This window comes from Streptomyces swartbergensis, from assembly GCF_002148965.1.
GTDB classification, from domain to species: Bacteria; Actinomycetota; Actinomycetes; order Streptomycetales; family Streptomycetaceae; genus Streptomyces; species Streptomyces swartbergensis.
On the sequence record NZ_NGFN01000307.1, the window covers coordinates 1 to 10,207 of the forward strand.

Sequence of the window (10,207 nt, forward strand, 5' to 3'; positions counted from 1 at the left end):
GTTGCAGGCTGATGCCACGTACAGGCATCGTTGCGGCGGGCTCGCCCCCCGCCCCCCACGCGGGCGCGAAGGCACTCTCGCGCGAGGTTCCATCTCCGTCCAGATGGCGGAGCGCGCCCGGCCGCCCCGGTTCGCCCCTACGATGGGCTGCCGGGGCGGTTTTGTGTCTCTGACCTGGGGTGATATCCGGCCAGAGTCGCGCCGGATACCCTCGAAAATGACAGCAAGCGCTTTGACGAATTTCGTTCGCGAGCGACCTGCAAAGACGCTGGTGAGCACATCGCTTAGGCCCGCGCACCTTCTAAGCGCTTGGCCGCAGGTTCGAGTCCTGCCGGGGGCGCAAGTCTCCGCCCTCCCATCGGGAGGGCGTTTTTGCTGTGCGGGCCTTGTCATCGACTGCGCACCATTCTCAAGACGCGCCGGCCGACGATGAGCCGATGCGCGAGGGGCGCCGCCCGACGATGAGCAGCGCCGCGCCCAGCCGTGCAGCGGCGCGCCCGCGCCACGCTGCATCGGTGAGTCCAGCAACGTCCGTGTCGCTTCCCCATACCGGGAGACCGAGCAGGTCCAGGCACCGAACCGGCCAAACGCCCTGTAGGCGGCGGCCAGGACCAGGCCTCGAATCGAACGCCTCTCGATAGGCTCTCGGAGCCCCCGCAAGGGAACGCCGCCCACTCCGAAAGGCACCCGTGTTACGACCCGCATGGCGGACTCTTTCGGGCCGCGGGGCGAGCTGGGTGGCCGGTTTCGTGGCTCTCGTCCTCGCGTTGATCACGACGACGGCATGTGCCGTGCTGTCGGAGTCGAGCTCCCGCGCCGGCTCCCCCACCGAGCGTTTACGCGGGCACGGACGTGGTCGTCGCCGGGCAGCCGTTCGTGCCCCGGGCCGGGGCACTCCGTGCGGCGCTGGACCGGTTGGCGTCCGTCGAGCGGTCCGTTCCCGAACTGTCCTTCCCCACCACGGCCGTGGACGCGTCGGGCGAACCGGTCGAGGCGCCCCGGGACGGACCGTTCCTCGGCGCTCGCGGCGTTTGCCGCCGCACGCCGCTCGTCGCGGGTACGGCCGGTGGAGGTGCTGCGCGAGTCAGCCGCTCCGGCACCGGGGCTTGGCTGGTGGCGGTGCTGCTCGGGGTGGGCGTTCTCGGCGGGGCCGGCGGCTGTCTGGGCCCGGTGGCGACCGGCCGGCTGGACGGGGGCGGCGGGGCGACCGAGAGCATGGTGCTCGTCCTGAGGGTCGGGACGGCGCTGCCGGCGCCGCTGATCTGCCGGGTGGCCGGTGCCCTGTTTCTGACTCCGGAGGCGTGGTTCCTGCCCAGGGAAGGCACGCTCGCGGTCCGCAGCCTGCTCAGGCGTGACGCGCGGTTGGCCGCCACCGTGACCCCGCTCGTGCTCACCCTCTCCCCCTCACCGGCACCCTGCTCTGCGTGCCGCTGATCACGTCGCGGGGCGCGCAGCGCGCGGAACGGGAGCGCTGCTCGCCGATCACGTGGTGTCCTCGGCCGGGCCCGGCATCGCACCGGGTTACGCGGAGCGGGCCGCCCGGCTCCCCGGCGTGGCGGCGGCCTCCGGGCGGCTGTCCGTGGACGGCGAACCGAGCCGCGCGGACGCCCACAGGACGACGACGCGTCCGTCATCGGCGGAGACCTGGTCGCGATGCGGGCCGGCGAGGTGCCCGACCTCCTCGACCTCGGGGCCGGCGGGCCGCTTGCCGCGCCGACCGCCGGGGAGCCCCTGGTGGCCGCCGCGACGACCACCCGCCGGCCCCGACCTCCTCGACCTCGGGGCCGGCGGGCCGCTTGCCGCGCCGGCCGCCGGGGAGCCCCTGGTGGCCGGCGCGACGACCACCCTCGTCGGCCGCTGGGCCATGCGCAGCGCCGCGGCCGCGGCCGGAGGCCTGGCGGGGGTCGTCTTCCGACCGCCCCCGCCGCGTCCCGCGGGTCTCACCCCGCTTCCCGCAGCCCGGCTCAGGCCCGATCATGTCCGGGAACCCATCGTGGGCCGAGGAAGGGGTGTGACGTGCGGCTGCGCTGTGCTGTGCTGGACGACTTTCAGAGGGTCGCGACCGAAGTCGCCGACTGGTCGCCGGTCGCCGACGAGGTGGAGGTCGTCTCCTTCGACACCCACCTGGACGGCGAGGACGCCCTGGCCGCGGCCCTGGCCGACTTCGACATCGTGGTGACGCTGCGGGAGCGCGTGGCCTTCCCCGGGTCGCTGATCGCCCGCCTGCCCCGGCTGAAACTGATCGTCGCCTCCGGCATGCGCAACTCGGTCATCGACTACGCGGCCGCCGAGGAGCACGGCGTCACCGTGTGCGGCACCACGAGTTCCTCCACCCCGCCCGTGGAACTGACGTGGGCCCTGCTGCTCGGCCTCGCCCGCGGCCTCGTCGAGGAGAGCAACGCCCTGCGCTCCGGCGGCCCCTGGCAGTCCACCGTCGGCACCGACCTGCACGGCAGCCGCCTCGGACTCCTCGGCCTCGGCAAGATCGGCAGCCTCGTGGCCCGGGTCGGCCTCGCCTTCGGCATGCACGTCAGCGCGTGGAGTCAGAACCTCACCAAGGAGCGCACCGACGAGATCGGCGTCGAACTCGCCCCCTCCCGGGAGGACCTCCTCGCCGGCAGCGACTTCGTCTCGATCCACCTCGCGCTGAGCGACCGCACCCGCGGACTGCTCGGACCCGCCGAACTCGCCCTCCTCAAGCCGACCGCGTACCTGATCAACACCTCGCGCGCGGCCATCGTCGACCAGGAAGCCCTCCTCGCCGCCCTGCACGAGGGCCGGATCGCCGGCGCCGGCGTCGACGTCTTCGACATCGAGCCCCTGCCCGCCGGCCACCCGATGCGCACCGCCCCGCGCCTCCTCGCCACCCCGCACCTCGGCTACGTCTCCCACGCCAACTACACGACGTACTACGGGCAGGCGGTCGAAAACATCCGCGCGTTCCTCGCGGGCGCGCCCGTACGACGTCTGCCCTGACGCCCGTCCGGGGCCGCGCCCGATTTCCCCATCGTCCGGGTGAGGACAAGGAGATGGCCGGGACCCGCTAACGGGTCCCGGCCGGCCACCGCTGTAAGCGGGGATTCACGCCACGGGCGCCGACGTGAACAAAGGCGCCTCGACTGCCTCTTGGTACTTCAGGACTGCTTGCCAGGGACGATGACGTTGCTGACGCAGGTGACCTGGCTGTGCGAGGTCGGACAGCTCTGCGTCGAGTCGTTGGCGAAGCGGACGCTGCCGTCCTTGGCGGTCGTGAGCTTGTACGTGTCCCCCTGCACGCAGCGAACTTGGCCCTTGCCGTCGTCCACGCACTTGCCGGGGCCGCCATGGGCGGCGGCCTGGGCGGCACCGACCCCGATCAGAGCAAAGCTCCCCAGGACTCCGGCTGCCGCTGTAGCTGCGATCTTCTTCGAGTTGAGCATCTACTTTTCCTTTACGGTCGACCCCCGTGACTGGACGGCGGGGTCGTTCCGGACGCTTGGGCCGACAAAGAAGCCAGACGACAGGCCCCGGGGCTCGGACCACCTGGTTCGAGCCCCGGGGCCTGCCTAGATCACCTGATCAGTGATCACTTGCCACCGAGGATGAAGTTCTGGGTGCAAGTCACGGACTCGCGCTCGCTGTTGTCCTGCTCGGACCAGCCGAGGATGCCGAGCGAGATGTTGACGTCATCAATGTTGATGAGGCCCTTGGTCGAGTCGTTCTGCTCACACGACTGGTTCTGCTTGTTCTCCAGCTTGACCTTCTCGTCCCCGTCCGCAGCGTGGCCGACACCGGCTCCCAGGAAGCTGACGCTGCCGAGCATGGCCATGACGACCGCGGCCTTCTGGTAGTTGCGCATTACTGCTCCGTTCTTGAGTGGACACAACCCGTGATGGGTTGGTCACCGACAGTCGCCAACTGTAGGTGACCCTCATGCGGCTTCTAACGGGCGAAACGCCCACTCACGCAAGTTTCTTGAAAAAAGTTGCGTTGCGACGCGGTTTTGCATGTATCGGATGGCCGAACCCAGCTGGCCACTCTGACCAACTACCGCTAAGGCGACCCTGCCCAAGAGCCGATCGCGCCCGCATCAGCCGGCGAGGTGTCAGGACCTACCGCCGAGGGAGGACGACGCTGTCGACACACGTGACCTGACGGTGCGAGGCCGGACAGGTCTGCGTCGACTCGTTACTGAGGTGGACGCCGCCGTCCTTGCTCCTGGTGAGCTTGTACGTGCTCGGCTGTACACAGCGAACGTGCCCCTTGCCGTCGTCGACGCACCTGCCGGGGCCGCCTTGGGCGGCGGCCGGGACGGCTCCGCCGCCGATCAGGGCGAAGCCCCCCAGGACTCCGGCCGTTACCGCCGCTGCGATCTTCTTCGAGTTGAGCATCTGCTTCTCCTTTACGGTCGACCCCCCCGCGGCTGTACGGCGGAGTCGTTGCGGACATGTGGACCAGCTGGACGTCAGACAGCAGGCCCCGGAGCTCGGAAGAGCTCCGGGGCCTGCCTTAGATCAACCGATCAGTGCTTGCCGAAGCCCTGGGAGCAGGCCAGAGACTCCTTCTCGCTGTTGTCCTGCTGAGACCAGCCGAGGATGGCACCGACCGAAACGTTGACGTCGTCGAGCTGGATGAGCCCGGTCTGCGCGTCGTTCTGGGCGCACGCCTGGGTCTGGTCGTTGTGGAGCTTGACCTTGTCGCCCCCGTCCGCAGCGTGGCCGACGCCGGCACCCAGGAAGCTGACGCTGCCGAGCATGGCCATGACGACCGCGGCCTTCTGGTAGTTGCGCATTACCTCTCCGTTCTCGAGTTTGACACAGTCCGTGAGTGGCTGGTCACTGACAGTCGTAACTGTAGGCGACGTTCGGGGCTTTTGATAGACAAAACGCCCAATCGCGTAACTTTCCTGAAAAAACACATTGTGATGTTGCTGTGCAGATGTCGAACGCCCAGCGACACCGGCCCCAGCATCGGCCAACTACCGGTCAGGCAGCCGCTGTTGACGGCGAGCGAATCCGTCTCCACACGCGGAATGTCGTCATCGTCGCCGAGCAGGAAGAGCACCTGCCGACCCGGGGTGTGTGTCGGACTGTTCGCCCGGGGCCGCAGAAACGGCGGCCGCGCGCACGTTCACAAGTCGATCGCGGGAGCGATCCCGCGTCGACCGCAGAAAAGGAGGAGGCCCCGGGGTTCGGACACATGGTCGAACCCCGGGGCCTGCCTCAGACCAACCGATCAGTGCTTGCCGAAGCCCTGGGAGCAGGCCAGAGACTCCTTCTCGCTGTTGTCCTGCTGAGACCAGCCGAGGAGGCCGACCGAAACGTTGACGTCGTCGAGCTGGATGAGCCCGGTCTGCGCGTCGTTCTGGGCGCACGCCTGCTTCTGGTCGTTGTGGAGCTTGACCTTGTCCCCGTCCGCAGCGTGGCCGACGCCGGCACCCAGGAAGCTGACGCTGCCGAGCATGGCCATGACGACCGCGGCCTTCTGGAAGTTGCGCATTACCTCTCCGTTCTCGAGTCGACACAATCCGTAATGGACTGGTCACTGACAGTCACACACTGTAGGTGAAGATCGGGGATTTTTATACGCAAAACGCCCAATCGCTAAAAAATCGGGGTGTGGCGCTGCCGCGCGGACATCGAGGGGCCGCCCTGGCGCGTCGCGTGCCAGAAGAGAGGGGGAGCCCGTCTTCGCCGCACCTCGGCCTCGGCACGGGTCGTGCGGAAACAACGCCCGTACGGCGGAGCATCCGTTCAAAACGGGTGATCCGGAGAAAAACCTCGTTACCGGCCCGGGGTCCTCGCGTTGAGACGGGCAGTGCGGTCGCGCGTACTGCTGCCGCACTCACCGAGTCACTAAGGAGAACGTGATGTCTCGCATCGCGAAGGTTGGCGTTGTCGCTCTCGGCACGGGCGCTGTAGTGCTCAGTGGCGCCGGTCTCGCCGCGGCGGACGCCGGCGGCAAGGGCGCTGCCATCGGCTCGCCCGGCGTCCTGTCCGGCAACGTGGTTCAGGTGCCGGTCCACGTGCCGATCAACGTGTGCGGCAACACCGTCCAATTCGTCGGCCTGCTCAACCCGGCTATCGGCAACACCTGCAAGAACGAGGGCCACAAGAAGGACGACCACAAGAAGAGCAGCAAGAAGAGCGGGCACCGCCACTGACGTCTGCTGTCTGCCCCGAGAGCCCCGGCCCCCGAACGCCGGGGCTCTCCCCATTCCGGCGTGCGAGCCCTCGTCACCTCACGCGTACCGGTAGATCCTGCCGACGTCCTCCAGTTCGTCCGGCGTCACGTCCCACGGAGGCAGCCTCTGGTGCCGTGCCACGATCCGGCCGTGCTGCCCGTCGCCGGTGGGCGGCGGTGCCGCGGGAAGGTAACGGGCCCCGCGGTGTCTGCGCTGCCAGCGGTACCACTGCAGGTCGATGAAGGCGTGGTGCAGCCAGAACACGGGGTCGTTGACGGAGGCGCCGCCGAGCATGTCCCCGCCGACCCAGCCGTGCACCCGGTTGTGGTTGCGCCAGGACGCGCCGCCCCCGCCGGTGCCCCAGCCCTCCAGCTTGTTGCGGAATCCCCGTGTGACCGTCGAGTCCCAGGGCGCCACGTCGTAGACGGGATCCTTCAGCGCCCACAGCAGCTCGCTCTTCGTGGGCAGGTCGATGGGGGAGCGGCGGCGGCCGAGGTCCCGGGTGAGGAACACCGCGTCGGTCACGGCCACTTTGATGGGCCAGTTGCCTTCCCGGTAGGCGAACGGACCCGTCATCACCTGGTGGTCGGAACGGCGTCCGTTGCCGCCGAGGAGGTCCGCCGTCCAGGGTGCGGAGGTGGTCGTGCGGTAGCGCGTCCAGTCCCAGTACGGCACGGTCACCGAGGAGTCCACCCGGCGCAGCGCGCGCTCCAGGTCGAGCAGGAACCGGCGGTGCCAGGGCAGGAAGGAGGGCGCCATGTGCGCGGCGCGCAGTCCGTGTTCGCCGTCGGAGGAGAAGTACTCGACGTGCATCCGCACGAACTCGTCGTACTCGCCCCGTCGTTTGACCTCCAGCAGCGCCTTGACGAACCGCCGCTTCTCGGCCCTGGTGAGCGTGCCGGCGTCCCTACGCACGTACGCCATGCCGGTCCCCCGTGTGCACATGCCCCGCGTCTCCTGGTTCCGGAGTCAGGTCGCGCAGCCGCCGGCCGGGTCCGAGTTCGTCGACGGCGGCGCGGGCGGCCTCCAGCGGTGACCGGTACGAGCAGTAGTGGTCGACCATGCTCAGCCAGGTGCCGTCGGCCCGGCGCATCAGATGCAGAGGGCGGCCGTCCACAGTGACGTGCCACCGACCCTGCTCGGCCAAACCGCCCGACGGCGTCCACGTCACGCGGATGCGGTGGCTGCGGTAGGTCTGATCGACAGCCGTGTCGCCCGGGGCGTTCCCGGGTCCGGGGCGCTGGAGCCGGAAGGCGGCGGCCACCGGGGCCGCCAGGGCCGCCGCGAGGGCGCAGGCACGCAGACCGCGCGTCACCTCCCGCCGAGTACTGCCCGCCGGTCCGGGTTGCGCTGGGGCTGACGGCTCGCCCCCCGCCGGTCCTCCGCCGATGCTGACGACCATGTCCACTCCTCGTCCGGTTCCGGTGTCGTAGCCGTAACCGCCGGACGTCCCGCACGGTCACCGCCGCGCGGCCAGACAAGTGATCGTCGGCGTCCGTCCCGGCGGGGAGCGGGTCGCGTCACCGGCCGGACACACACGGAGGGCCGGCCCTCGAACTGTCCGAGGACCGGCCCTCCGCATGACGTGGTCCCAGCTCTAGAACCACAGGTTGCCGTGCACCGGCTTGGCGTCGTTGACCGCGGACGCGGCGTTCTTCGCCGTGTGGACCAGCGACTCCTTGCCCTGAGCGCTCACATCGAGGGGGACCCTGGTGCTCACGCCGCCGGTGAGGTCGGTGGACGCCAGGTCGCGAGTGTTCTCAGCGGCCGGAGCAGACTGAGGAGCGGGGGCGGGCTGAGCAACCGGAGCAGGCTGAGCGACCGGAGCAGGCTGAGCGGCGGGAGCAGGCTGAGCGACGGGAGCAGGCTGCGGAGCAGGCGGAGCAACCGGAGCGCTCTGGACAGCCGGAGCAGGCTGAGCAACCGGAGCAGGCTGAGCAACCGGAGCGCTCTGGACAGCCGGAGCACTCTGGGCGACGGGAGCGCTCTGAACCGGAGCAGCCTGAGCAACCGGAGCACTCTGGGCGACCGGAACAGCCTGCACGTCCGGAGCGCTCTGAGCGGTCGGCGCGCTCGGGGCGACCATGGCGTCCTGAGCGAACGCGGGTGTGGCGGAACCGGCGGCGATCAAGGACCCGGCAAAGACGGCGGCAGCCTTCAGAGACTTCATCGTGTTCCTTTCTTCGGCAACGCGCGTCGCCGGAGGGGATTCTGTCGCCGTGCCTAACGAGCCCTGGCCTGGGCGGAAACCGGAGAAGCCCAAGATTGCCGATATCTCATACGAGATCTATTAACAGACCGGGCCACGGAACGGAAAAGAACCGGAGGAATACGCGAAGTCGGGCGGGAAGAACAACCGTCGTGGCGCCGCTCCCTGAGGTCGGCACCACGACTGGACGTGGCTCAGGAGGCCGTCGGCTGCGCCGGCGGCAGCAGCGTGACCTCGGGGTACGTGACGGGCTCGGGCGTCGTCGACACCGCTGTCGACGACGTGCTGGACGACGTCGACGAAACGGACTCGTCCTGCGGCGTCAGGTTGCCTCCGATCAGTCCGGCGAGGAGGTCGTCCACCCCGTTCAACAGGTCGTCGACGGAGGGAAGGATGCCGCCGACACCAGAGGTGATCGCCTGCAGGAGACTGTCGACAGCCCCCAGCACGAGGTCCAGCAGGTCGGTCACGGGGTCGGCGGCGCGCCGTTCGGGCACCCCGGGCACCAGGGCGGGCAGAGGGGGCAGGGCGGGAGCCGGCAACAGCACGACCGTCGACGTCACCGGGGTTCGCGCGTCCTTGGCGGCCGCCTCGGCCAGGGCGGCCTTCGCTTCGGCTCCCAGCTTCCTGGCCTCGGCCGGGGGCAGTAGGCCGTTGCTGTCCCGCAGCACGGCGTTCAGCAGGTCGGCGACCGGGGTGAGCTCACCCCAGTTGAGTTTCGCGATGTGTGCGAGACGCGTGTCCGCGCCGGGAAGCCGGGCGGCGGGCGCCACATGAGCGTGCCCGCGAGCCGAGTCGGCCGCCATGGCGACGGGGCCGGTGATCCCGACCAGAAGGGCGGCGCACAGGGCGCTGGACGCGATGCGCCGTGCGGGCAGAGCACACATGGGGATTCCTTTCGACGGCGTCGGATCTTGAGCCCACCGTGAAAGCGCCCGCGACTTCCCGCAACCGCTCATACGCTTTTCGGGATTTAACCATTCCCCCATTCGCCATGCCCACCCTGATCAGACGGTATGTCAGGACGCCCCCTTCTCGGCCTCTGCCGGAGTAAGGCACCGGCCGCCCCCGGGTGGAGGAGCCGACCGGCATCGGAGGCGACGGCCGGAACCCGCGAAGACTTGCGGTTTCACGATTCCGACACACTTGTCAGACTTCACCGAATTTCTTCAACTATGTCCGATTGATGACTAGAGTTGCGAACCGCCCGACGCACTCTCAGCGCGGACGCATCGCACTCGTGGCGCTGCTGCCACGGCCACCTGTTCCGAAAGGGCAACGACCGGTCATGCGCCATCCTCTGGGCCCCGTGTTTCGCCGCGCGACCGTGGGCGTCCTGGCCCTTGCCGCCATGTGGGCGACCAGCAGTTCCCCGGCCGCCGCGCCGGCCGCCGCGCCCGCGCCGGAGGCCGAGAGCCTCGGATTCGCCCAGCGGCACCTCACCCTCCAGCACGGCGGCATCGTACGCGCGGCCAACGCATCGATCACCTGCCGCACGGCCCAGGGGCCTTCATGCCCGGACGCCCAGGCAGGCGGGTCCGGTGTGAACGGCGACTTCGACATGTTCTACGTCGATGTCGACCGCGACCCCAACACCTACAACTCCTCCCGCGCGGAGGTCCGCCTCCCCAACGGCTCCCGGGTGACGTACGCGCGCCTCTACTGGGGTGGCAACCTGCGCGTGGGCGAACAGAAGCCGCCGCAGGACAACGGGCGCGTGCTGATCGCCGAACCCGGCGGAGAGTACAAGGAGTTGGTCGCGGACACGACGGTCGGACACCGCGCGGCGGACGGCATGGACGCCTTCCAGGCCTCGGCCGACGTGACACGGCTGG

General features: G+C 69.5%; 13 protein-coding genes and 1 pseudogene. 4 read left to right on the forward strand and 10 right to left on the reverse strand.

Annotated elements, in window-relative coordinates; translation table 11 throughout:
• Positions 1 to 852 precede the first annotated feature (852 nt).
• A complete protein-coding gene (locus tag CA983_RS33910) occupies positions 853 to 1,434 on the forward strand; it encodes a hypothetical protein (RefSeq protein WP_086604614.1) in 582 nt (193 codons plus the stop codon).
• Positions 1,435 to 1,521: 87 nt separating this feature from the next.
• On the opposite strand, the gene CA983_RS33915 is transcribed toward CA983_RS33910, so the two are convergent.
• The gene (locus CA983_RS33915; protein ID WP_143645617.1) at positions 1,522 to 1,866 is read right to left on the reverse strand and encodes a hypothetical protein; all 345 of its coding nucleotides are present in this window, start codon (positions 1,864 to 1,866) and stop codon (positions 1,522 to 1,524) included.
• 150 nt (positions 1,867 to 2,016) lie between these two features.
• Between CA983_RS33915 and CA983_RS33920 the strand changes: the two genes are divergently transcribed.
• Positions 2,017 to 2,976: a D-2-hydroxyacid dehydrogenase family protein gene (locus tag CA983_RS33920; RefSeq protein ID WP_086604616.1), complete on the forward strand. Its 960-nt coding sequence runs from the start codon at positions 2,017 to 2,019 to the stop codon at positions 2,974 to 2,976.
• 158 nt (positions 2,977 to 3,134) lie between these two features.
• Here CA983_RS33920 and CA983_RS33925 read toward each other — a convergent pair whose 3' ends face one another.
• From CA983_RS33925 to CA983_RS33945, 5 genes are all read right to left on the reverse strand, one after another.
• The gene (locus CA983_RS33925; protein ID WP_086604617.1) at positions 3,135 to 3,419 is read right to left on the reverse strand and encodes a hypothetical protein; all 285 of its coding nucleotides are present in this window, start codon (positions 3,417 to 3,419) and stop codon (positions 3,135 to 3,137) included.
• A gap of 146 nt (positions 3,420 to 3,565) precedes the next feature.
• Positions 3,566 to 3,838, reverse strand: coding sequence for a hypothetical protein (locus CA983_RS33930; RefSeq protein ID WP_086604618.1), 273 nt, complete (start codon positions 3,836 to 3,838; stop codon positions 3,566 to 3,568).
• Positions 3,839 to 4,091: 253 nt separating this feature from the next.
• Positions 4,092 to 4,370, reverse strand: a complete 279-nt coding sequence (locus CA983_RS33935; protein WP_086604619.1) for a hypothetical protein — start codon at positions 4,368 to 4,370, stop codon at positions 4,092 to 4,094.
• A gap of 131 nt (positions 4,371 to 4,501) precedes the next feature.
• On the reverse strand, positions 4,502 to 4,771 hold the full coding sequence (locus CA983_RS33940) for a hypothetical protein (RefSeq protein WP_086604620.1): 270 nt from the start codon (positions 4,769 to 4,771) through the stop codon (positions 4,502 to 4,504).
• 443 nt (positions 4,772 to 5,214) lie between these two features.
• The gene (locus CA983_RS33945) at positions 5,215 to 5,478 is read right to left on the reverse strand and encodes a hypothetical protein (RefSeq protein WP_086604621.1); all 264 of its coding nucleotides are present in this window, start codon (positions 5,476 to 5,478) and stop codon (positions 5,215 to 5,217) included.
• Positions 5,479 to 5,848: 370 nt separating this feature from the next.
• Between CA983_RS33945 and CA983_RS33950 the strand changes: the two genes are divergently transcribed.
• Positions 5,849 to 6,142, forward strand: a complete 294-nt coding sequence (locus CA983_RS33950) for a chaplin (protein ID WP_086604622.1) — start codon at positions 5,849 to 5,851, stop codon at positions 6,140 to 6,142.
• Between the two features lie 78 nt (positions 6,143 to 6,220).
• Here the strand turns inward: CA983_RS33950 and CA983_RS33955 are convergent, their stop codons facing one another.
• From CA983_RS33955 to CA983_RS33970, 4 genes are all read right to left on the reverse strand, one after another.
• Positions 6,221 to 7,087: a tyrosinase family protein gene (locus tag CA983_RS33955; RefSeq protein WP_086604623.1), complete on the reverse strand. Its 867-nt coding sequence runs from the start codon at positions 7,085 to 7,087 to the stop codon at positions 6,221 to 6,223.
• Complete coding sequence (locus CA983_RS33960; protein ID WP_086604624.1) at positions 7,071 to 7,565, reverse strand: tyrosinase family oxidase copper chaperone; 495 nt, start codon at positions 7,563 to 7,565, stop codon at positions 7,071 to 7,073. The genes CA983_RS33955 and CA983_RS33960 overlap by 17 nt, the downstream gene beginning before the upstream one ends.
• Before the next feature lie 195 nt (positions 7,566 to 7,760).
• The gene (locus CA983_RS49000; protein WP_020270406.1) at positions 7,761 to 7,883 is read right to left on the reverse strand and encodes a hypothetical protein; all 123 of its coding nucleotides are present in this window, start codon (positions 7,881 to 7,883) and stop codon (positions 7,761 to 7,763) included.
• 683 nt (positions 7,884 to 8,566) lie between these two features.
• Entirely contained in the window at positions 8,567 to 9,259 is a 693-nt protein-coding gene (locus tag CA983_RS33970; RefSeq protein ID WP_086604626.1) for a hypothetical protein, read from the reverse strand.
• 401 nt (positions 9,260 to 9,660) lie between these two features.
• On the opposite strand from CA983_RS33970, the pseudogene CA983_RS33975 reads away from it, so the two are divergent.
• Positions 9,661 to 10,207, forward strand: a pseudogene (locus CA983_RS33975) (DUF3344 domain-containing protein); the annotation flags it as partial.

Excerpts from the sequence above, each read along its gene's own strand:
- CA983_RS33930 (WP_086604618.1), bottom strand. The coding sequence starts at position 3,838 with ATGCGCAACTACCAGAAGGCCGCGGTCGTCATGGCCATGCTCGGCAGC.
- CA983_RS33955 (WP_086604623.1), bottom strand. The coding sequence starts at position 7,087 with ATGGCGTACGTGCGTAGGGACGCCGGCACGCTCACCAGGGCCGAGAAG.
- CA983_RS33935 (WP_086604619.1), bottom strand. The coding sequence starts at position 4,370 with ATGCTCAACTCGAAGAAGATCGCAGCGGCGGTAACGGCCGGAGTCCTG.
- CA983_RS33940 (WP_086604620.1), bottom strand. The coding sequence starts at position 4,771 with ATGCGCAACTACCAGAAGGCCGCGGTCGTCATGGCCATGCTCGGCAGC.
- CA983_RS33915 (WP_143645617.1), bottom strand. The coding sequence starts at position 1,866 with ATGGCCCAGCGGCCGACGAGGGTGGTCGTCGCGCCGGCCACCAGGGGC.
- CA983_RS33950 (WP_086604622.1), top strand. The coding sequence starts at position 5,849 with ATGTCTCGCATCGCGAAGGTTGGCGTTGTCGCTCTCGGCACGGGCGCT.
- CA983_RS33925 (WP_086604617.1), bottom strand. The coding sequence starts at position 3,419 with ATGCTCAACTCGAAGAAGATCGCAGCTACAGCGGCAGCCGGAGTCCTG.
- CA983_RS33970 (WP_086604626.1), bottom strand. The coding sequence starts at position 9,259 with ATGTGTGCTCTGCCCGCACGGCGCATCGCGTCCAGCGCCCTGTGCGCC.
- CA983_RS33960 (WP_086604624.1), bottom strand. The coding sequence starts at position 7,565 with ATGGTCGTCAGCATCGGCGGAGGACCGGCGGGGGGCGAGCCGTCAGCC.
- CA983_RS33945 (WP_086604621.1), bottom strand. The coding sequence starts at position 5,478 with ATGCGCAACTTCCAGAAGGCCGCGGTCGTCATGGCCATGCTCGGCAGC.